At 64.8% G+C, this 20,970-nt stretch carries 23 protein-coding genes; 16 read left to right on the forward strand and 7 right to left on the reverse strand.

Annotated elements, in window-relative coordinates; all coding sequences use genetic code 11:
* Nucleotides 1-421: DUF808 family protein (locus MKI88_RS02205; protein WP_241629147.1), on the reverse strand; the 421-nt coding region annotated here is incomplete at its 3' end.
* 102 nt (nt 422-523) lie between these two features.
* Here MKI88_RS02205 and crtY point away from each other — a divergent pair.
* The 5 genes from crtY to MKI88_RS02230 are packed head-to-tail and all read left to right on the forward strand — an operon-like array spanning nt 524 to nt 5,205.
* A complete protein-coding gene (gene crtY / locus MKI88_RS02210) occupies nt 524-1,687 on the forward strand; it encodes a lycopene beta-cyclase CrtY (RefSeq protein WP_241629150.1) in 1,164 nt (387 codons plus the stop codon).
* Nucleotides 1,684-3,177, forward strand: coding sequence for a phytoene desaturase (locus MKI88_RS02215; RefSeq protein ID WP_241629153.1), 1,494 nt, complete (start codon nt 1,684-1,686; stop codon nt 3,175-3,177). Before crtY ends, MKI88_RS02215 begins: the two co-directional genes overlap by 4 nt.
* Complete coding sequence (locus MKI88_RS02220; RefSeq protein ID WP_241629156.1) at nt 3,174-3,755, forward strand: TIGR00730 family Rossman fold protein; 582 nt, start codon at nt 3,174-3,176, stop codon at nt 3,753-3,755. Before MKI88_RS02215 ends, MKI88_RS02220 begins: the two co-directional genes overlap by 4 nt.
* On the forward strand, nt 3,731-4,696 hold the full coding sequence (locus MKI88_RS02225) for a phytoene/squalene synthase family protein (RefSeq protein ID WP_407073290.1): 966 nt from the start codon (nt 3,731-3,733) through the stop codon (nt 4,694-4,696). The genes MKI88_RS02220 and MKI88_RS02225 overlap by 25 nt, the downstream gene beginning before the upstream one ends.
* Nucleotides 4,693-5,205 (forward strand): O-acetyl-ADP-ribose deacetylase, encoded by a 513-nt coding sequence (locus MKI88_RS02230; protein ID WP_241629161.1) that lies wholly within the window; start codon nt 4,693-4,695, stop codon nt 5,203-5,205. The genes MKI88_RS02225 and MKI88_RS02230 overlap by 4 nt, the downstream gene beginning before the upstream one ends.
* Here the strand turns inward: MKI88_RS02230 and MKI88_RS02235 are convergent.
* Both MKI88_RS02235 and MKI88_RS02240 read right to left on the reverse strand, forming a co-directional pair.
* Nucleotides 5,202-5,603, reverse strand: a complete 402-nt coding sequence (locus tag MKI88_RS02235) for a hypothetical protein (protein WP_241629163.1) — start codon at nt 5,601-5,603, stop codon at nt 5,202-5,204. The genes MKI88_RS02230 and MKI88_RS02235 overlap by 4 nt on opposite strands.
* Entirely contained in the window at nt 5,600-6,112 is a 513-nt protein-coding gene (locus MKI88_RS02240) for a sterol desaturase family protein (protein ID WP_241629165.1), read from the reverse strand. Before MKI88_RS02240 ends, MKI88_RS02235 begins: the two co-directional genes overlap by 4 nt.
* A gap of 76 nt (nt 6,113-6,188) precedes the next feature.
* Between MKI88_RS02240 and MKI88_RS02245 the strand changes: the two genes are divergently transcribed.
* The 5 genes from MKI88_RS02245 to MKI88_RS02265 all read left to right on the forward strand — a co-directional run bounded on the left by MKI88_RS02245 (nt 6,189) and on the right by MKI88_RS02265 (nt 10,495).
* Entirely contained in the window at nt 6,189-6,500 is a 312-nt protein-coding gene (locus MKI88_RS02245) for a hypothetical protein (RefSeq protein WP_241629167.1), read from the forward strand.
* Between the two features lie 91 nt (nt 6,501-6,591).
* On the forward strand, nt 6,592-7,791 hold the full coding sequence (gene sucC, locus MKI88_RS02250; RefSeq protein ID WP_241629170.1) for an ADP-forming succinate--CoA ligase subunit beta: 1,200 nt from the start codon (nt 6,592-6,594) through the stop codon (nt 7,789-7,791).
* A gap of 164 nt (nt 7,792-7,955) precedes the next feature.
* Nucleotides 7,956-8,705, forward strand: coding sequence for an electron transfer flavoprotein subunit beta/FixA family protein (locus tag MKI88_RS02255; RefSeq protein WP_241629172.1), 750 nt, complete (start codon nt 7,956-7,958; stop codon nt 8,703-8,705).
* A complete protein-coding gene (locus tag MKI88_RS02260) occupies nt 8,702-9,631 on the forward strand; it encodes an electron transfer flavoprotein subunit alpha/FixB family protein (RefSeq protein ID WP_241629174.1) in 930 nt (309 codons plus the stop codon). Before MKI88_RS02255 ends, MKI88_RS02260 begins: the two co-directional genes overlap by 4 nt.
* 165 nt (nt 9,632-9,796) lie before the next feature.
* A complete protein-coding gene (locus tag MKI88_RS02265; RefSeq protein ID WP_241629176.1) occupies nt 9,797-10,495 on the forward strand; it encodes an alpha/beta fold hydrolase in 699 nt (232 codons plus the stop codon).
* Here MKI88_RS02265 and MKI88_RS02270 read toward each other — a convergent pair.
* Both MKI88_RS02270 and MKI88_RS02275 read right to left on the reverse strand, forming a co-directional pair.
* Nucleotides 10,492-10,893: a thioesterase family protein gene (locus tag MKI88_RS02270; RefSeq protein WP_241629177.1), complete on the reverse strand. Its 402-nt coding sequence runs from the start codon at nt 10,891-10,893 to the stop codon at nt 10,492-10,494. The genes MKI88_RS02265 and MKI88_RS02270 overlap by 4 nt on opposite strands.
* Complete coding sequence (locus MKI88_RS02275; RefSeq protein WP_241629493.1) at nt 10,890-12,950, reverse strand: S9 family peptidase; 2,061 nt, start codon at nt 12,948-12,950, stop codon at nt 10,890-10,892. Before MKI88_RS02275 ends, MKI88_RS02270 begins: the two co-directional genes overlap by 4 nt.
* 157 nt (nt 12,951-13,107) lie before the next feature.
* Between MKI88_RS02275 and MKI88_RS02280 the strand changes: the two genes are divergently transcribed.
* Nucleotides 13,108-14,901 carry an aminopeptidase P family protein gene (locus tag MKI88_RS02280; RefSeq protein ID WP_241629180.1) on the forward strand — a complete coding sequence of 598 codons (1,794 nt, stop codon included), beginning with the start codon at nt 13,108-13,110 and terminating at the stop codon, nt 14,899-14,901.
* 18 nt (nt 14,902-14,919) lie between these two features.
* Nucleotides 14,920-15,264, forward strand: a complete 345-nt coding sequence (locus tag MKI88_RS02285) for an antibiotic biosynthesis monooxygenase (RefSeq protein ID WP_241629182.1) — start codon at nt 14,920-14,922, stop codon at nt 15,262-15,264.
* A gap of 21 nt (nt 15,265-15,285) precedes the next feature.
* Here the strand turns inward: MKI88_RS02285 and MKI88_RS02290 are convergent, their stop codons facing one another.
* A complete protein-coding gene (locus MKI88_RS02290; RefSeq protein WP_241629183.1) occupies nt 15,286-16,626 on the reverse strand; it encodes a PAS domain-containing sensor histidine kinase in 1,341 nt (446 codons plus the stop codon).
* Complete coding sequence (locus tag MKI88_RS02295) at nt 16,616-18,028, reverse strand: sigma-54 dependent transcriptional regulator (protein ID WP_241629185.1); 1,413 nt, start codon at nt 18,026-18,028, stop codon at nt 16,616-16,618. The genes MKI88_RS02290 and MKI88_RS02295 overlap by 11 nt, the downstream gene beginning before the upstream one ends.
* 170 nt (nt 18,029-18,198) lie before the next feature.
* Between MKI88_RS02295 and MKI88_RS02300 the strand changes: the two genes are divergently transcribed.
* The 4 genes from MKI88_RS02300 (at nt 18,199) to MKI88_RS02315 (ending at nt 20,951) form a co-directional block, all read left to right on the forward strand.
* Nucleotides 18,199-18,366, forward strand: a complete 168-nt coding sequence (locus MKI88_RS02300) for a hypothetical protein (protein WP_241629187.1) — start codon at nt 18,199-18,201, stop codon at nt 18,364-18,366.
* A gap of 66 nt (nt 18,367-18,432) precedes the next feature.
* Nucleotides 18,433-19,743 (forward strand): efflux RND transporter periplasmic adaptor subunit, encoded by a 1,311-nt coding sequence (locus MKI88_RS02305; protein WP_241629189.1) that lies wholly within the window; start codon nt 18,433-18,435, stop codon nt 19,741-19,743.
* A 13-nt stretch (nt 19,744-19,756) separates the two neighbouring features.
* Nucleotides 19,757-20,437, forward strand: coding sequence for an ABC transporter ATP-binding protein (locus tag MKI88_RS02310; RefSeq protein ID WP_241629192.1), 681 nt, complete (start codon nt 19,757-19,759; stop codon nt 20,435-20,437).
* Nucleotides 20,438-20,456: 19 nt separating this feature from the next.
* Nucleotides 20,457-20,951 carry a Rid family hydrolase gene (locus MKI88_RS02315; RefSeq protein WP_241629193.1) on the forward strand — a complete coding sequence of 165 codons (495 nt, stop codon included), beginning with the start codon at nt 20,457-20,459 and terminating at the stop codon, nt 20,949-20,951.
* Nucleotides 20,952-20,970: the final 19 nt, after the last annotated feature.

The raw sequence follows: 20,970 nt of genomic DNA on the forward strand, positions 1-20,970 counted from the left end.
GCTGCTCGAGATGCGCAGGATCATCGCTTTCCTCGACACCTTCATCCGCATCATGCTCGCCCTCGCCAAAGAGCGATTCGATCACCTTTTCGGCGCCCTCGAAGCACAGATAGGCGCCGCCGATCATCAACAGTGGCGTGATCGCCCATTCGGCGAACGCGCTGAGCAGCAGCGCGGCGGGCAGCAGGAAGACCAGCTTGTTCCGGAGCGATCCGAGCGCGATGCGCCAGATCATCGGCAGTTCGCGATCGGGATGGAAGCCGACCACATAGCGCGGCGTGACCGCGGTATCGTCGATCACGACGCCCGCCGCCTTGGTTCCCGCCTTGCCGGCGGCAGCCGAGACATCGTCGACCGAGGCTGCGGCAAGCTTGGCGATGCCGGCAACGTCGTCGAGCAGTGCGGCAAGTCCTGATGGCATGGTGTCGATGATCCCCTTTTTCCGCCCCGGTCGCCGCAAAGTCGCGCAGCGCGACTCCAGCCCTTTGAGCTTTCGCAAAAAGCTCTGTAGGGCCGGGGCCAAATGCCAAGCAAGACATCCTGTGACATTGCGATCGTCGGCGGCGGGCTTGCCGGCTCGCTGATCGCGCTCGCGCTCCATATGCGCCGGCCGGAACTCGACATTCGCCTGATCGAGGCGAGCGAGGTCATTGGCGGCGATCATATCTGGTCCTTTTTCGGCAGCGATGTCGCGGCCGGGCATCGCTGGCTCGTCGCGCCTGCGGTCGCGCATATGTGGCGCGGCCATGATGTCGCCTTTCCGGCGCACGGGCGCGCGCTCGACGGGCGCTATTATTCCATTCTGTCCGAAACGCTCGACCGGCACGTTCGCGCGACGCTGCCCTCCAAAGCGCTCATGACCGGACGACGCGTGGCGGCGCTCACGCGGACCAACGTCGTGCTGGCGGGTGGCGACCGGATCCGCGCGCAGGGTGTGATCGACGCGCGCGGTGCGGCCGATCTTTCCGCGCTCGATCTCGGATGGCAGAAATTTCTCGGGCAGGAACTGGTGCTGACCGACGCGCATCGCCGCGTACGTCCCATGGTCATGGACGCGACCGTGGCACAACAGGATGGCTATCGCTTCGTCTATGCGCTGCCCTTTGGCGAGGAGCGGATCTTCGTCGAGGACACCTATTACAGCGACGGCCCCGACATTGACCCCATCAGGCTGCGCGGCGGCATTGCTGCATATGCCAAAGCGCAGGGCTGGCGGGTCGACCATGTCGCCCGCGAGGAGCGGGGCGTGCTCCCCGTCTGTATGGGCGGCGACTTCGAGCGCTACTGGAATTCGGGCGGGACACAGGTTCCCAAGGCCGGCATGCGCGCTGCGCTGTTTCATCCGACCACGGGATACTCGCTGCCCGACGCGGTCCGGACTGCCGCGATGATAGCGGACCTGCCCGATTTCGACGGAGAGGCGCTGCACGACCGGCTCTTCGAGCATGCGCGCGAGGCCTGGCGCGGTCGCGGCTTTTACCGCCTGCTCAACAAGATGTTGTTCCGCGCCGCGGAACCCGATCAGCGCTATCGGATCCTCGAGCGCTTCTATCGACTTGATCCCGCGCTGATATCCCGCTTCTATGCCGCGCGCTCGACGGGGCTGGACAAGATCCGGATCCTGAGCGGCAAACCGCCGGTGCCGATCGGACGGGCGATCGCGGCGATGAGGGAGAAGCGCGCTTGAGCCTGGGGGGAAAGAGGGCGGCGGTCGTCGGGGCGGGGTTCGGCGGGCTTGCGCTCGCGATCCGGCTGCAATCGGCGGGCATCGACACGACCATCATCGAGGCGCGCGACAAGCCGGGCGGGCGCGCCTATTACTGGGAGAGGGACGGCTTCACCTTCGATGCTGGACCCACGGTCATCACCGATCCCAGATGTCTTATCGAGCTTTGGGCGCTTTCCGGGCGCGCCATGTCCGATGACGTGACGCTTGAACCGGTTTCGCCTTTCTACCGGCTCAACTGGCCCGACGGAACGCAGTTCGATTATTCTAACGACGAGACGCAACTGCGAAACGAGATCGCGCGGCTCAATCCCATGGACCTGCAGGGATATGAAAAATTCCTCGACTATTCGGCAGGGGTCCATGCCGAAGGTTACGAAAAGCTGGGTGCCACCGCATTCCTCGACATTGCGACAATGCTCAAGGCAGCGCCCGCTCTGGCGCGCTATCAGGCGTGGCGATCGGTCTATTCGATGGTCTCGCACTTCGTCCGGAACGAGAAGCTCCGCGAGGCGCTCAGCTTTCACACATTGCTCGTCGGTGGCAACCCGATGACGACGAGCGCGATCTACGCGCTCATCCACACGATCGAGAAGCGCGACGGCGTCTGGTTCGCAAAGGGCGGCACCAACCGGCTCGTCGCGGCAATGGTGACGCATTTCGAGCGACTGGGCGGGACGCTCCGGCTCGGTGATCCGGTCGCCGAGATAGAAACCGTGGGCGATCGCGTGACCGGCGTGCGTACCGAAAGCGGCTGGCACATGGAAGCCGACGCCGTCGCCAGCAACGCCGACATCATGCACAGCTATCGCGACCTGCTCGGGTCAAACCGGCGCGGCGCGCGTGTGGCCGAGGCGCTTTCCACCAAGCGCTTCTCACCCTCGCTCTTCATCGTCCATTTCGGGGTCAAGGGCACATGGCCGGGAATCCCGCACCACATGATCCTGTTCGGGCCGCGCTATCGCGAACTGCTGACCGACATCTATGAGCATGGCGTGCTGAGCGAGGATTTCGCGCTCTATCTCCACCACCCGACGGTGACCGACCCCTCGCTCGCGCCCGAAGGCCATTCGACCTTCTATGCGCTCGTGCCCGTGCCGCACCTCGGCAAGCTGCCGATCGACTGGAGCGAGGTCGGGCCGATCCTCGAGAAGCGCATCCTCGACGAGATCGGGCGACGCCTGATCCCCGACATCCATGCGCGGATCGTGACGAAGTTCCATTATGCGCCAAGCGATTTCGCGCTCGACCTCCGCGCGCATCACGGGAGTGCCTTTTCGCTCGAGCCGATCCTGACCCAGAGCGCGTGGTTCCGCACGCACAACCGCGATGACGCGATTTCCAACCTTTACTTCACCGGCGCGGGGACGCATCCGGGTGCGGGCATCCCCGGCGTCGTGGCCAGTGCCAAGGCCACCGCCGCGCTGATGCTGGAGGATTTGAGACGATGACGCGCTTCACGGTTTTTTGCGGTTCGAGCTCGGGCTTCGATCCGGTCCATCGCGAAGCGGCCGAGGCTCTTGGCCGCGAACTCGCGGACGCGGGAATCGGGCTCGTCTATGGCGGCGGCAATGTCGGGCTGATGGGCGCGGTTGCCGACGCCGCGATCGCAGCGGGCGGCGAGGTGATCGGCGTGATCCCCGAGGCGCTGGTCGAACGCGAACTCGCGCATCAGGGCTGTACCGAGCTGCACATCACCGCCAACATGCACGACCGCAAGGCGCTGATGGCCGAACGCGCCGACGGCTTCATCGCGCTTCCCGGCGGGATCGGGACGATGGAGGAACTGTTCGAGGTCTGGACCTGGGGGCAGCTCGGCTATCATCCGAAGCCTTGCGCGCTCATCAATGTGGGCGGCTATTATGATCCGCTGATCGCCTTTCTCGACAATATGGTCGTCCAGGGATTCCTGACGCAGGATCACCGCGAAATGCTGATCGTCGCCGAGAGTGTCGCCGATCTGATCGACCTGCTGGCGGACTATGTACCCCCGCAAACGGGCAAATGGATCGGCCGCAAGGACCTGTGACCGGCGCAAGCCGCGAAGCGCTCGTGGCGACGGCGGGCGAAAGCATCGCGCGCGGCTCGCGCTCCTTCGCGCTCGCCAGCCGGCTGTTCGATCGCAGGACACGCGAGCGCGCCTGGCTGCTCTATGCCTGGTGCCGCAGATGCGACGACCTTGCCGATGGTCAGGATCATGGCGGGGACATGGCGCTCGTTGCCGACCCCGCGGCCCGGCTCGACCATATCCGATCTGTCACCGAGGCAGTGCTTTCGGGTGAGATCGTGGGCGACCCCGCCTTTGATGCGCTCGGCATCGTCTTTCGCGAGTGCGCCATTCCGCCTCACCTGCCCCGCGCCCATATTCACGGCTTTGCGCTTGATGCCGAAGACTGGCGGCCACGCACCGAGCAGGATCTGCTGACCTATTGCTATCATGTCGCGGGTGTCGTCGGCGTGATGATGGCGCTCGTCATGGGCGTTTCCCCTGTAGATGCCGATACGCTCGATCGCGCCGCGGATCTCGGCATCGCGTTTCAGCTGGCCAATATCGCGCGCGACATCGAGGAGGATGACCGTGCCGGGCGTTGCTACCTGCCGCTCGACTGGCTGGTCGAGCTCGACATTCCGCCGGGCGAGCAACTCAAGCCGCAGTTCCGGGCGCGCCTGGCGGTGATGGCGAAACGGCTTGGCGAGATGGCGGCCGAATATGAGGTGTCTGCGCGGGCGGGGGCTTCCGCGCTGCCCTTTCGCGCGCGATGGGCGGTCCTCGCCGCGACCGGTATCTATGGCGACATCGCGCGGGGCGTGGTCGCGGCCGGCGAACATGCCTGGGATCACCGCTTCGTGACGACGCGTCGCGCCAAGCTGGGCTGGGTGGTGCGGGCCCTGGTGCAGGCGCTGCGGGAGCCGGAGGGGCGCAGGTCGCGCGAGGGCCTGTGGACGCGGCCAAGGGAGGTGAAGCGATGAATGCAAGCCGTATCGAGGCAATGCAGGCGGACATCACGAGGCTGGAGGTCGACGCGATCGTCAATGCGGCCAATACCAGCCTGCTTGGCGGCGGTGGCGTCGATGGCGCGATCCATCGCGCCGCGGGGCCTGATCTCGTGATGGAATGCCAGCGGCTCAACGGCTGCAAGGTCGGCGATGCCAAGATCACGCGCGGCTACCGTCTGCCCGCGCGTTTCGTGATCCACACCGTGGGGCCCGTCTGGCAGGGCGGTGGGGCGGGAGAGCCCGAGAAGCTTGCCTCCTGCTATCGACGCAGCCTTGCGGTCGCGCTCGACAGCGGAGTCACCAGCATCGCCTTTCCCGCGATCAGCTGCGGCATCTATGGTTATCCCGTCGATCAGGCCGCCGCAATCGCGGTGCGCGAGGTGCGGGATTTTCTGGAAGTCGAACCCCAGATCGAGCGGGTCATCTTCGCGTGCTTCGGCAGTGACGTGCTCAGCGCCTATCGCGCGGCGCTGGGCGCCTAGATCCGATTTTCTGCGGCATCCGCCAGCCTGCGCCAGTGTCCGAGCGCACGCCAGAGCATGAAAACCCCCGCGCCAAGCAATGCGGCAATCGCGATCAGCGCATAGGTGATCGATTCGAGCCAGGGTTCGAGCGGATTACGCGGTTGCGATGGCGGTGTGGCAATGTCGGTCTCACGCGATTTCGCGGGCCCGGCTTCATCTCGCTGATCGGGCGCGGCCACCGGCTCGCGCTCGACGCGAGGAAGGAGATCCGGCGACTGCTGCACGATTTCCATGCCCAGCCGCTGTTCGATACTGCCCGACGGGATCGCGGCGATCGAGCCAATGATCGAGAGTGTCGCGACCATGCTCAGCGCGACGGTTGCAGTGCGCGCCAGCCAGTCGAGCGCGGGCTTCACCCCAGGCTGTCCTGCGCCGCCGGGGCGCGTATGCCGGCATGGCCGCGTGCGCGAAGCATCGCTTTCAGGACCTCGGGGCGCGGCGCCCAGAGGAAGCCGAAGCTGACCGTGCCTTCGCGCGTCTCGACGACATGGTGCAGCCGATGGGCCTGGACGATCCGCTTCATATAGTCGGATTTCGGCAGATAGCGATGGTTGAGCCGCTTGTGCACGATCACGTCGTGAAAACCGAAATAGATCGCGCCATAGCCGGCGATTCCAGCACCAACCCATGTCGCCCAGTCGCCCCAGCCGAGCTGGACGCCGCCCAGCAGCAACACGATCGACGGGATGGCGAAGATCACGGCATAAAGATCATTGAGTTCCCAATTGCCGGTGCGGGGGCGGTGGTGGCTCTTGTGAAGGAACCAGCCGGGGCCATGCATGATCCAGCGATGCGCAGCGTAGGCGAAGACTTCCATCGCTGCGATGGTGACGAGAAAGGTCACGATGCCCGGCGCCCAGTGCATGGGCTCGATATAGGGGTGTGCAGGGCCTGTGTCATTGCCGCTTTCGCATTCGCGGTCCGGAGGCTATGGCGCGCCAATGACCCGTATCACCCATGTACTTGTGCCTTTGATCGCGCTCGCCGCGTGCGCGACTCCCGAAACACGCCTGCGCAACGGCCTGCAGGATGCAGGGCTTTCGCCGCCGATGGCGTCGTGCATGGCCGATGATATGGTCAACGAGCTCTCGATCACGCAGCTTCGCCGCATCCAGTCGCTCGGCAGTCTCAAGGATGATCGGCTGAGCGATCTTTCCGTTACGGAATTCCTTCACAAGGTCCGTGCATTGCGCGATCCTGAGATACTTGCGGTGACAAGCATGGCTGCGGGCACCTGCGCCCTGGGTATCTAACCTCGCAAACGCGGGCTTTCCTTCGCGGCCCAGCTATGCTTAAGCCGCCTGCGACTCTCCCTGTTGCAATGCGGAAAGGCTTGGATCGCCCATGAACATCCATGAATATCAGGCGAAGGAACTGCTCGCGAAATTCGGCGTGCCGGTTCCCGCGGGCCATGCGGCCCTCTCGGTCGAGGAGGCGGTCGAGGCCGCCAGGAAGCTCCCCGGGCCGCTCTATGTCGTGAAGGCGCAGATCCATGCGGGCGGCCGCGGCAAGGGCAAGTTCAAGGAACTCGGCCCCGACGCCAAGGGCGGCGTCCGCCTCGCCAAGACGCTCGATGAAGTTCGCGCGCACGCCACCGAAATGCTCGGCAACACACTGGTCACCATCCAGACGGGCGAAGCGGGCAAGCAGGTCAATCGCCTGTACGTCACCGACGGCGTCGATATCGAAAAGGAATTCTATCTCGCCGTCCTCGTCGACCGTGCCACCGGCCGCGTCGCGATGGTCGTCTCGACCGAAGGCGGCATGGACATCGAGACCGTTGCGCACGACACGCCTGAGAAGATCCACACGCTCGACATCGATCCCGCAACGGGCTTCATGCCCCACCATGGCCGCGCGGTTGCGGCCGCGCTGGGCCTGACGGGCGATCTCGCCAGGCAGGCGGCCAATGTCGCGGCCAAGCTCTATGATGCGTTCCTCGGTACTGACGCCGCGCAGATCGAGATCAACCCGCTTGCGATCACCGGCGACAACAAGCTGATGGTGCTCGACGCCAAGGTCGGCTTCGATTCGAACGCGCTGTTCCGTCACAAGGATCTGATGGAACTCCGCGACGAGACCGAAGAGGATCCGATGGAGCTCGAGGCGTCGAAGCACGACCTCGCCTATATCAAGCTCGACGGCGACATCGGCTGCATGGTCAACGGCGCGGGCCTCGCCATGGCGACGATGGACATCATCAAGCTCAATGGCGCCTTCCCCGCCAACTTCCTCGACGTCGGCGGCGGCGCGAGCAAGGAGAAGGTGACCTCGGCGTTCAAGATCATCCTTTCCGATCCCGCGGTGAAGGGCATCCTCGTCAATATCTTCGGCGGCATCATGCGCTGCGACATCATCGCTGAAGGCATCGTTGCGGCGGCGAAGGAAGTGAACCTTTCTGTGCCGCTGGTGGTTCGCCTCGAGGGCACCAATGTCGAGGAAGGCAAGAAGATCCTGTCCGAATCGGGCCTCGCCATCGTTCCGGCCAACGACCTGGGCGATGCCGCGAAGAAGATCGTGGCAGAGGTGAAAAGCGCGGCATAAGCGCGAGTTCGACCACACTCCTGTGCCAGCGAGCTAAATTTGTCCGGACAAATTTAGCTCGCAGACTCCCGCTCTGAAGGGAGTTGTGGCAAGGAGGTGAGGCAAATCGTTCGGATGGCTCCTCCCCGGGAACGGTTCGAACAAGGAAGGAAGGCAGACAGGCAATGAAAGTGCTGGTCCCGGTCAAGCGCGTGCTTGACTATAATGTGAAGCCCCGCGTGAAGGCGGACGGCACGGGCGTCGATCTGGCGAACGTGAAGATGTCGATGAACCCGTTTGACGAGATTTCGGTCGAGGAAGCGATCCGCCTGAAGGAAAAGGGCGTCGCCACCGAGATCGTGGTGGTGTCGATCGGCGAGGCCAAGGCGCAGGAAACGCTGCGCACAGCGCTCGCGATGGGCGCCGACCGCGCGATTCTGATCACCGCCGAGGGCGAGGTCGAGCCGCTGGCGGTCGCCAAGCTGCTCGCCAAGGTCGTCGAGGCCGAGAGCCCCGAACTGGTGATCCTCGGCAAGCAGGCGATCGACGACGACAGCAACCAGACCGGCCAGATGCTTGGCGCGCTGCTCGGCTGGGGTCAGGGCACCTTTGCCTCGAAGCTCGAAGTGGCTGGCGGCAACGCGCAGGTGACGCGTGAGGTCGATGGCGGTCTCGAGACGGTCTCGCTCAAGCTCCCCGCGATCGTGACGACCGACCTGCGCCTCAACGAGCCGCGCTATGCGTCGCTGCCCAACATCATGAAGGCGAAGTCAAAGCCGCTCGAGCAGAAGACTCCGGCGGATTACGGCGTCGACACCGCGCCGCGTCTCAAGACGCTCAAGGTCACCGAACCGCCAGTGCGTCAGGCGGGCGTCAAGGTTGCCGATGTCGATGAACTGGTTGCGAAACTCAAGGCTCTGGGAGTGGCGGCATGAGCGTCCTCGTCCTCGTCGAACATGACAATGCGTCCGTGAAGGACGCAACGCTGGCCGCGGTGACCGCTGCCGGCAAGCTGGGTGAAGTCCATGCACTGGTCGCGGGCCAGGGTGCACAGGCTGCCGCCGACGGCGCCGCGAAGATCGCGGGCGTCGCCAAGGTGCTTCTCGCCGACGATGCGGCCTATGGCCACGCGCTTGCCGAGAACGTCGCGCCGCTGGTTGCCGACCTGATGGCCGGCTACGACGCGTTCGTCGTGCCTGCGACCTCGAACGGCAAGAACATCGCGCCGCGCGTTGCAGCACTTCTCGACGTTGCGCAGATCTCGGACATCCTTTCGGTCGAGAGCGCCGACACCTTCACGCGTCCGATCTACGCGGGCAACGCGATCGCGACCGTCCAGTCGTCGGATGCGAAGAAGGTCATCACCGTGCGCGGCACCGCCTTCGAAAAGGCGGCGGCGACGGGCGGTTCGGCTGCGGTCGAGGCTGTCTCGGGCAAGGGTGATGCGGGTCTGTCGAGCTTTGTCGGCGCCGAGATCGCCAAGTCCGAGCGCCCCGAGCTGACCTCGGCCAAGGTGATCGTCTCGGGCGGTCGCGCGCTGGGCTCGTCGGAGCAGTTCCACGCGGTCATCGATCCGCTCGCCGACAAGCTCGGTGCGGCGGTCGGCGCGTCGCGCGCTGCGGTCGATGCGGGCTATGCGCCCAACGACTATCAGGTCGGTCAGACCGGCAAGATCGTCGCTCCCGAAGTCTATGTCGCTGTCGGCATCTCGGGTGCGATCCAGCACCTCGCCGGTATGAAGGACTCCAAGACCATCATCGCCATCAACAAGGACGAGGACGCCCCGATCTTCCAGGTCGCGGACATCGGTCTTGTCGGTGATCTGTTCAAAATCGTCCCCGAGCTGACCGGCAAGCTCTGACGCGATCGGACGAATTTCGTCACGGAAAGGCCTCGGCGAAAGCCGGGGCCTTTTTCGTTGCACGCCACGCATGTCCAGATTTCGCGCCTGCAAAATGCGCATGTGACGGAACGGTTACTATTTTTGGCCATTATTGCATGTCATGAAATTGTCATGGATCGAGTCGTGAACCTGTTGCCGACGCAGAGTCTGAGCGCACCGCCGCTCGGTGCGTTGCTGCGCGAGGTGCGCGTGCTCGCAGATCTGCGCCGTGGCTGGCGTTACGGTCCCGCGCTTAACGTCGACCATGATGGCGGCATGAAGCCTGTCATGGTGCTGCCCGGCTTCCTCGCCTCGGACGGAGCGACGGTGATGCTGCGCCGGACGCTGAGGTCGGCCAACTACATGACCTATGGCTGGGGGCAGGGGCGCAACTTCGGCGTACGCGCCGACATTATCGACCGGCTCGACCGCAAGATGGACCGGATCGAACGCGAATGCGGCGAACCCGTCGCGCTGATCGGCTGGAGCCTTGGCGGGCTGATCGCCCGCGAATATGCCAAGCATCGGCCCGGGCGCGTGTCGCGCGTCATCACCATGGGCAGCCCCTTTTCGGGCGACCTCCGCGCAAATCATGCGTGGCGGCTCTATGAGCTGATCAACCGCCATCCCGTCGATCGCACGCCTTTGCCGGTCAACCTGACCGAAAAGCCGCCGGTGCCCACTTTCGCACTATGGTCGGAGAATGATGGCGTGGTGGCGCCAGCGGCCTCGCGCGGCCTCCCGCACGAACGCGACCATGCGCTTCAGGTCGCGTGCGGCCATATGGGCTTCACGACCTCGCCTGACTCGATCGACGCGATATTGAAGGCGCTGGAAGCCTAACCTTCGTCGAGAAAACGCGCCGATACCTCTTTGGGTACGCGCAATATCCGCCCGCTCGCACGGTCGATGATGGCCCAGGTCGATCTGGCGCGCACTCGCACCTTGCCGTCCTCGCCAGTGAATTCGACATGGCGATCGAAGCGCGCGCCGCGCGGGCCTTCGGGATCGACCCAGGTGCGTGCGAGGACGCTTTCACCGGGGCCGACATTGCCGAGATAGTCGATCTCGTGGCGCACCACGACCCAGATATAGGCGTCGGCGTGCGCGGCATCGGCGCGTGACGCCCAGTGCGATACCGCCATGTCCTGGATCCAGCGGACCCAGACCGCATTGTTCACATGGCCGAGCTCGTCGATGTCGTCGGGCCCGGCCGTGATGTGCTTTTCAAAGCCGCTCATTCGCCTCCCATCTGCCAGAGGACAAAGGCGTACGCTTCCGCATCCTCCTTCAGACTGTCGAAGCGGCCCGACTTGCCGCCATGCCCCGCGCCCATATTGGTCTTGAGCAGCAGCACGTTCCTGTCAGTCTTGGTCGCGCGCAGCTTCGCCGCCCATTTGGCGGGTTCCCAATAGGTCACGCGCGGATCGTTGAGCCCGCCCGTAATCAGCATCGGCGGATATGCCTTGGCCTCGACATTGTCATAGGGGCTGTAACCGCGGATGAGCTCGAACGCGGCCTTGTCGGTGATCGGGTTGCCCCATTCGGGCCATTCGCCCGGGGTGAGGGGAAGCGTCTCGTCGAGCATGGTGTTGAGCACGTCGACAAAGGGCACGTCGGCGACGACCGCGCCCCAAAGGCCGGGATCGGTATTGGCCACGACACCCATCAGCTCCCCGCCCGCCGAGCCGCCGTTGATCGCGATATTGCCGGCCTTGGTGAACTTCGCGTCGACCAGCCCCTTCGCCACGTCCACGAAGTCGTGAAAGGTATTCCAGCGCGCCGCTGCCTTGCCCTGCAGATACCAGTTATACCCGAGATCGTCGCCGCCGCGGATATGCGCGATCGCATAGGCATAGCCGCGGTCGAGCAGGCTCAGGCGCACCGTCGAGAAGCCCGGCGGGATCGCATAGCCATAGGCGCCATAGGCATAGAGGAAGAGCTTGCCCTCGCCATTCTTCTCGAAGCCCTTTTTGTAGACCACCGAGACGGGCACCTTCGTCCCGTCGCGCGCGGTGACCATCAGCCGTTCGGTCGCGTACTGGCTCGGATCATAGCCCGACGGGATTTCCTGGACCTTGAGCGTGGTCAGCGTGTTTTTCGCGGGGTCATAGTCATAGGTCGTGCGCGGCGTGACCATCGACGAATAGGAAACCCGATACGTGTCGGGGTCGTATTCGGGGTTGCTCGACAGCCCCGCCGAATAGCTCGCCTCGGTGAAGGGAACGCGGCTTTCCTTGCCGGTTTCATAGTCGCGCAGGATCACCTGATCGAGCCCGTCGACGCGCTGGCTCAGGATCATGTGCTTCTTGAAGGTAGCGACGCCGGTCAGATAGACCCGGTCCGATCCTGGTATCACCGTCTTCCATTCGCCGGGCGTCTTCGGATCGGCCACGGCGAGGCGGAAGTTCACATGCTCGTCATTGGTGTGAACCCAGAGCTTGCCGTGCGCGGAATCGACCGAGTAAAGCCGCTTCTCCTTGCGCGGAGCGATCAGGACAGGTTCGGCCGCGGGATTTGAGGCGGGGAGCAGGCGCAACTCGCTCGTCTGGTTATCACCCGTACCGATGACGATCCATTGCTCGTCCTGCGTGTCGCCGATCGCGACCTGGAAGCCGAGCTCGTCCTTTTCCTCGTAGATGACCTTGTCGGTCTTCGGATCGGTGCCGAGCACGTGATGCAGCGCGCGGTAGCTGCGCCACTGGTCGTTGACCTCGGTATAGACGAGGCTCTTCGAGTCCGAGGCCCAGACGACATCGCCATTGACCACGGCGCTGATCGTCTCGAGCTCCTTGCCGCTCGCGATCTCGCGCACCTTCAGGGTGAAGCGTTCAGAGCCGTTGATGTCGGCGGCATAGGCGATCAGCTTGCCGTCGGGGCTGACCTCGAGGATGCCGAGCCGGTAATATTCCTTGCCCTCGGCCTCCCTGGGCTCGTCGAAGAGCACGATGTCAGGACCGCCGGAAACCGCCTTGCGGTAATGGATCGGATACTGTCCGCCCACCTGATAGGCATACCAGTAGAGCCAGTCGCCATCCTTTTGCGGGACGCTCGAATCGTCTTCCTTGATGCGGCCCTTCATCTCCTTGAAGAGCGTGTCGACCAAGGCTTCGCGCGGCTTCATCGCCGCATCGAAATAGGCGTTCTCGGCCTTCAGATAATCGAGCACGTCCTTGTCGTTGACTTCTGGATATTCCGGATCCTTCATCCAGAAATAGGGGTCCTGGATGGTGTGGCCGTGGCGCGAATATTCATGCGGGCGCTGTTCGGCCCTGGGCGGTGCGGGAAGCTCGGTCATCGTGTCTTTCTGGGCGAGAGTTGGCGTGGTGGTAGCGAGCAGAAGTGCAGCGGCAACGCTTGGACGCATCAGGGCTCTTTCGTCTCCGGGCAAGGCTGGCAACGAGAATGCCAAGGCCCTATGTTGATCGCCTGCAATAGAAATCAAGGAATACCCGATGTCCACCCATGAAGCACGGCTCAAGGCGCTGCGCGAGCAACTCAAGGCCGACCGTCTCGATGGCTTCGTCGTGCCCATCTGCGACGAGCATATGAGCGAATATGTCGGCGCCTATGCGCAGCGCCTCGCCTGGCTGACTGGTTTTCAGGGATCGGCGGGCTCGGCGGCTATCCTGCCCGAGGACGCCGCCATCTTCGTCGACGGCCGCTATACGCTGCAGGTGCGCGACCAGGTCGACGGCAATCTCTGGCAGTATCAGAGTGTGCCGCAGACCAGCGTCGCCGCCTGGCTCGGCGAGCACGCGCCCGAGGGGGGGCGGATCGGTTATGATCCCTGGCTCCATACCAAGGCCTGGGTCGAGCAGGCGAAAAAGGCGCTCGCCGAACGCGGAGCCGAACTGGTGGCGGTGGACACCAATCCCGTCGACAAGATCTGGCCCGACCAGCCCGAGCCCAGCAAGGCGAAGCTCGTCGTCCATCCCGAGGAACTGGCCGGCCGCAACGCGCACGACAAAAGGCAGGAGATTGCCGACTGGCTGCACGCGCACAAGGCTGACGCGGTGATTCTGTCAGCGCTCGATTCGATCGCGTGGACCTTCAACATTCGCGGCAAGGATGTGGAGCGGACCCCCGTCGCGCTCGCCTATGCGATCGTGCACGAGGATGCGACCGCCGATTTCTACGTCGCGCCCGAGAAGATGGCCGATGATGTCGCCAAGCATCTTGGCAATGCGGTGCAGGTCCATGACCGCGGTGCATTTGCGGGTGATTTCGCGAAGCTGAAGGGCAAGCATGTCGTCGTCGACCCCGAGCGCGCCGTCTCCGCGATCTTCGCGGGGCTCGAGGCGGCGGGCGCGATCGTTCATGCGATGCGCGAACCCGTTGTGCTCGCCAAGGCGATCAAGAACCCCGTCGAGATCGCGGGGCACCGCGCCGCGCAGGCGCGCGATGGTGCCGCGCTCAGCAGGTTCCTCCGCTGGATATCGGTCGAAGCACCCAAGGGCGGCGAGACCGAGATTTCGGCGCAGGACAAGCTGCTCGCCCTGCGCGAGGAGACGGGGCTGCTTCAGGACCTTTCCTTCGACACGATCTCGGGCGCGGGCCCCAACGGTGCGGTCGTCCATTACCGGGTGAGCGAAGAGACCAACCGGCCGCTCGAGATGAACTCGCTCTACCTCGTCGATTCGGGCGGCCAGTATCGCGACGGCACCACCGATGTGACGCGCACTGTGCCGATCGGCGAGCCGACGCAGGAAATGCGCGACCGTTTCACGCGCGTCCTGAAGGGCCATATCGCGCTTGCGCGCGCGATCTTTCCCGCGGGCACGCGCGGCGGCCAGCTCGACACGCTGGCGCGGCAATATCTGTGGGAAGCCGGGCTCGACTATGCGCACGGCACGGGTCACGGCGTCGGCAGCTTCCTGTCGGTGCACGAGGGGCCGCAGCGCATCGCCATGTCGGCGGGCGGGCAGGCGGGCACCGACGAACCGCTGCGCGCGGGCATGATCCTTTCGAACGAGCCGGGCTACTACAAGACCGACGCCTATGGCATCCGCATCGAGAATCTCGTGCTGGTCGTCGAGAAGGACGTCCCTGGCGCTGAAAAGCCCGTGCTTGGTTTCGAGACACTGACCTTTGCGCCGATCGAGCGGCGGCTGATCGACGCGTCGATGCTCTCCCCCGTGGAACGCCAATGGGTCGACGATTATCATGGCAAAGTCCTCGAGATCGTCGGGCCGCAGCTTGAGGGCGCGGACAAGGCGTGGCTGGAGGCGCAGTGCGCAGCACTATGAGCGGATAGGAGAGGCGCGATGTTCGTCGCGGTCTATTGGTGGCGCGTCCATCCCGGCAAGGAGGAGCAGTTCCGCGAGGCCTGGCGGCGCGGCACCGAGCAGATCACACGAATCTATGGCAGCTACGGCTCGCGACTTCATCAGGACCGCGACGGTCGCTTCGTCGGCTATGCCGAATGGCCCGACGAGGCGACCTGGCAAACGGCGTTCGACGCCAAGATGGTCTATGACGACAAGGAGGCGCGCGCGATGTTCGTCGACGCTGTGGCCGAGACGCCCCCGGGCAACGCGCCCGCCTTCACGATGACAGTGACCGACGACTTGCTGACGCGCCACGTTCCGAGCGCCGAGACGCGCCTCTGACGCGGGCGCAGTGCGGGGACGCTAAAGCACGAGTCTGAACAGCGCGCCGCCATTCTCTCGTCCGTCGACCTCGATCGAGCCGTCATGCGCGAGCAGGACCTGCCGCGCGAAGCTGAGGCCGACGCCGGTTCCCGTCTTCTTGGTGGTGAAGAAGGGGAGGAAGATGTCGTGGCGCAGTGCTTCGGGGACACCCGCACCATTGTCTTCCACCTCGATCCGCGTGCGCCCTGATCTGAGTGCCTCGATACGCAGCGCCACCTTCGGGGCATCGCCATTCATCGTTGCCGCGTCGGCGGCGTTGCGCAACAGGTTGATCACGACTTGCGCCAGCAGGTCGGGATCCGCATCGATCAGATGATCCTGCGGCGCCACCGCGACCGACAAGGCGACCTGCTCCCAATCGCCATCGGCCTCGAAAAGCCGTTGGAGTTCGGTGGCGAAGGGTGACGCGGCGAAGATGCGGCGGCTGATCTGGGGCGGTCTGGTGATCTCGCGGTAGGTCTCGACGAAATGCATCACGCCGTCGGCGCGGCGCGCGAGCGTCTCGACCGCGGCGCGGGCATCGGCGATCGCGGGATCATTATCTTTGTCAGCCTCCGCGATCAGTTGCGCCGCAGTGCGCGCGAGCGAGGTGACGGGAGTCATCGAGTTCATGATTTCGTGCGTCAGCACGCGGATCAGGTCGCTTTGCGCCGCCACCTCGACCGCGTTCAACGCCTGCTGGATCACCTGAACCGCGATCACGCGGGTGGTGCCGCCGAGACGCGCGAGCGCGCCAGCGCGCAACATCGCGCGCTGCGGGCCGACATCAAGGTCGAGGATCAGCGTCTGGCTGCTGCCCGGGGCCAGGCTGGCGAGCGCTGCGGCGAAATTGCGGCCATAGCATTCGAAATCCGACGATCGCGCGCCGCCGTGCCGGTTGAACAGCTTGCGCGCGGTCTTGTTGGCGAGATCGACGCGCCCCTCGGCGTCGATGGTGAGCAGCGCGACCGGCACGTCATCGACCAGCGCCTCGTAGAAGCGCGAGGCTTCGCTGAGCCTGGCGCGATCGTCGCGCAGCGCACGGATGCCCGCATCGAGCGCGTCGCCAAGTACCTCGAAACCGCTACCCGCATCGGGGCGTGAGAAGCGCGCCTGCAGGTCGTTGAACCGGATCGCCTCGACGAAGCGCGCCACTTCGAAATTGGTGCGCTGGATATAGCGCCACAGCCCGGCGCCCGCCGCCGCGGCTATCGCGAAGGCGAGCACGCGCGCAGCGCCCAGATCGGGAGTGACGAGCGACCAGGCCAGCACGCTTAAGCCCACGAAGACGAACATGATGCGCAGGCCAAGTCCGATCGCGAAGCGGCGGTCAAAGTCCATGTTTTTCCATCCGCCGATAGAGCGAGGCGCGCGTGAGGCCGAGTTCGGCTGCCGCGCCCGATATATTGTAGCCGTGCTTCTTCAGTGCGGTTTCGACGACGCGGCGCTCGACCCTGTCTAGGTTGAGATCGTCGTCGGCCTTGTCGCGCTCTACCACCGCCTCGCGCGCGAGGCGTGTCGGCTGCGGATCGCTCGGGCGGATCGAGAAATCCTCGAGGGTGAGCGGCGCATCGCCCGACAGGATGACCGCGCGTTCAACCGAGTGGCGCAGTGCGCGGACATTGCCCGGCCAGTCATAGGCCGTCAGCGTCGCGACGACCGGCGCGGGGATCACGTGCGGCTGCTTGCCATATTTGCGCGCATAGATGCCGAGATAGTGGTCGAGCAGCTGCGGAATATCCTCGCGGCGTTCGCGCAAGGGGGGCAGCACGATCTCGACGGTGTTGAGCCGGAAGAGCAGATCCTGGCGGAAACGCTGTTCGTCGGCGAGTTGGCCGGGCGTCAGATTGGTGGCTGCGATGACGCGGATGTCGACGGGTACCGGCTTGTTGGCGCCAACGGGGGTGACCCTGCGCTGTTCGAGCGCGGTGAGCAGTTTCGGCTGCAGGTGGAGTGGCAGATTGCCAACCTCGTCGAGGAACAGCGTGCCGCCGTCCGCGGCCTGCAACCGGCCGATGCGATCTGTGCGCGCATCGGTGAAGGCGCCCTTCACATGGCCGAACAGTTCGGAATCGATCACCGTCTCCGCGACCGCGCCGAGATCGACCGAGAGCATCACGCGATCGGCGCGGCGCGATCGGCGGTGAAGCTCGCGCGCGACGAGTTCCTTGCCGGTGCCGTTTTCGCCGAGGATCAGGACGTTGGCGTCGGTGGGCGCGGCGCGCTCGATGAGTTGCATCACGCGGCGCATCGCGGGCGAATCGCCGAGCAGCGGGGTTTCGCCGCTGGCGGGCGGTGCGGTGATCGCGGCGGCGCGGTCCTTTTCGGTTGAGACCGCGCGCCGCGACTGACGCAGCGCGGCCGCGGTCCGCACCGTCGCGAGCAGCCGCTCGTTCGACCAGGGCTTGGTGACGAAATCGGTCGCGCCGCGCTTCATTGCCTCGATCGCGATCTGCACGCCGCCATGCGCGGTGATCATCACGACGACCGTTTCGGGATCACGCGCAAGGAAGCGGCCGAGCCATTCAAAGCCCTCGGCGGCATTGGTCGCGCCGCGCGCGAAATTGGCGTCGAGCAGAATCGCGTCGGGCGAGCGATCGCCGATCGCCTCGTACGCCGCGCGCGGGTCGCAATATGTCAGCACGTCTTCGAAGAGCTGGCGCAGCAACAGCCGCGCCGCGAGCAGGATGTCCTCATCATCGTCGATGACGACACAAAGGTCGAATGGCTTCCCCATGTCCATGCGTTCATTCCCGTACAGCGAGTGTCCGAAATCGCACAATCAATATTTGTGCCATTGCGTCGCCTGCATCGGAAAATGCAAGGAAATCCGGGCCATTCATGAAATTGGCACGCGACCTGCGAAGCGGAGGGACAGGCGGCCACATGATGGCGCGCAGATGGAGACCGACGATGAATACGCCCCGCAATATCCGCATCCCGAGCGCGCTCGGTGCAATCCTCGCCGCCACGCTGATGACCGTAATCAGCGCGGTTCCCGAGGCCGTTCATGCCCAGGACGGTGCGCGGATCGCGTGCGCCGACAAGATTTCGCACGATTTCCGGCCGGTGCTGCTCTGATGCGGACGGCGTGCGACCTGTCCGGAACCGGACAGTGATTGTCCGTTTTCGGACAGGGGGAGCGCAATGGGTCTGGTGAGCATCTCGACCGACAGCAGCATGGGCGCCGTCAGCGGCGGTGCGATGGATCGCGTCGTCGAAAAGCGCACAATATCGCGGCGAGTGAAGATCGGGCTCGGTGCCGCTGCGTTGCTCGGGCTGGCGGGTGGTTTCTACGCGTTTGCGCCCGATGGCGCATCGCAGACCGTCGCTGCGGACCGCGTGACGATTTCGACGGTCAGCCAGGGCCGTTTCGAGGACTTCCTGCCGATGCGCGCAAGCGTGACTCCGCTGGTGACGGTCTATCTCGATGCGATCGAGGGCGGGCGCGTCGAGGAGGTGCTGGTCGAGGACGGCGCGACCGTGGAGAAGGGGCAGTTGCTCGCAGTGCTTTCCAATGCCGAGCTGCAATTGTCAGTGCTCGCGCGCCAGACCGAAGTGACGCAGCAATTGAACTCGATGCGCAGCCAGGAACTCGCGCTGGCGCAGAACCGCTTGCAGAACGAGCGCAGCCTGCTCGAAGCCGAGCTTGCGATGAAGAAGGCTGAACGCCAGTATCAGCGCGAGGCGCCGCTTGCCGCCAAGGGCTTCGTGGCGGGCAAGACATTCAGCGACACGCGCGACAGCTATGCCTATGAGCGCGATCGCCGCGCGGTGCTCCAGCGCGCGCAGTCGACCGACGAGCGCCTCCAGTCGAGCCAGCTTGCGCAGCTCCGCGCGTCATCGCAGTCGCTCCAGTCGAGCCTCGAACTCGCGCGGGCGAACCTCGACGCGCTCAACCTGCGCGCACCCGTTTCGGGCACGCTTTCGGCCTTTTCGATCCAGGTCGGCCAGTCGATGGCGCGCGGCGAAAGGCTGGGCCAGATCGACAGCCCCGGGCGCAACAAGCTCGTCGCAGGCGTCGACGAATTCTATCTCGCGCGCGTGCGCCCGGGGCAGCAGGCGACCGTTGACTGGAACGGCAAGAGCTACAGGCTGCGCGTCACCAAGATCTATCCCACCGTCAAGAACGGCCAGTTCGAGGTCGACCTCCAGTTCGTGGGCGACGAGCCCCCGCAGCTCCAGCGCGGTCAGACGCTCCAGCCCAAGCTGACGCTCGGCGATCCGGCGCCCGCGCGGCTGATCCCCAACGGCAGCTTTTACAACGACACCGGCGGCAGCTGGGTGTTCGTGGTGACCCCGGACGGGTCGGAGGCGGTGAAACGCCAGGTCCGTCTTGGCCGTCGCAATGCCGATTTCATCGAGGTCCTCGATGGTCTCGACCCCGGCGAGAAGGTGCTGACCTCCCCCTATACCGGTTTCGCCGACAAGGATCGGCTCGATCTTGCAAGGAAGTGAAAGGATGATGCCGATGCTGAGCATGCGCCAATTGTCGCGGGTTTACCGCACCGACATGGTCGAGACGACCGCACTGGATGCGATCGATCTCGACATCCATGACGGCGAGTTCGTCGCAATCATGGGGCCGTCGGGTTGTGGCAAATCGACGCTGCTCAACATGATCGGCATGCTCGACAGCCCGACAAGCGGTTCCTATCGTTTCGCCGATCAGGAGGTGGCGGGACTGAGCGAGGCCGACCTGGCCGCGATCCGCAAGCGCAACCTTGGCTTCATCTTCCAGAGCTTCAACCTGATCGACGAGCTTTCGGTCGCCGAGAATGTCGAGCTGGCGCTGCTCTATCACGACATCCCCGCTGCCGAGCGCAAGCGCCGCGTCGACGCGGTGATGGACAGGGTGGGGATCGCGCACCGCGCCAGGCACCGCCCGAGCCAGCTTTCGGGCGGGCAGCAGCAGCGTGTCGCTGTGGCTCGCGCGTTGGTCGCGGAACCCAAGCTGATCCTCGCCGACGAGCCTACGGGCAATCTCGACACGCAGCACGGCGAGGAGGTGATGAAGATGCTCCAGACGCTGAACGCGGAAGGGTCGACGATCGTGATGGTCACGCACTCGCCCGCACATGCCGACTATGCCGGGCGTGTCGTCAACATGCTCGACGGGCGCGTGCTGGTCGAACGCCGTCGCGCAGCCTGAAAACCGGAAAGGTAACAATATGCAGTTCGAATCCCCGCGTGCCGTGATCGCCGCGCTCTTCATCGCCGCTGCGCTGGCCCCTGCAAGTGCGGGCGCCCAGGCACGCACCGAACAGAGCGTCGTCATGTCAGCCAATCCGCGCGAACGCGCGGGGCAGGAGCAATATGGCTTTGCCAGCGCGGTGATCGCGGGCGACATGATCTATCTGTCGGGCGTCGTCGCGGGTCAGGCGCCTGGCGAAAGCGACCTGGCTCCCGCCTATGAGCGCGTGTTCAACCAGATCGAGGCGACGCTGAAGCGCGTCGGGGCGAGCCTGGACGACGTTGTCGAGATGACCAGCTTTCACACCGACATCACCGCCCAGATCGACAGCTTGTCCGCGGTGTCCAAGCGTCGGCTGACAGGCCAGCCGCCGGCGTGGACCGCGATCGATGTCGATCGGTTGCTGCCCGATGGGGGGCTGACCGAAATCAAGATCATCGCCTACCGCGCCGGCGCGGCGAAGGCTCAATAACCAACAGGGAAGGATCGGC

The sequence above is a fragment of the Sphingomonas sp. LaA6.9 genome (assembly GCF_022601895.1).
In the GTDB taxonomy this organism is placed as follows: domain Bacteria; phylum Pseudomonadota; class Alphaproteobacteria; order Sphingomonadales; family Sphingomonadaceae; genus Sphingobium_A.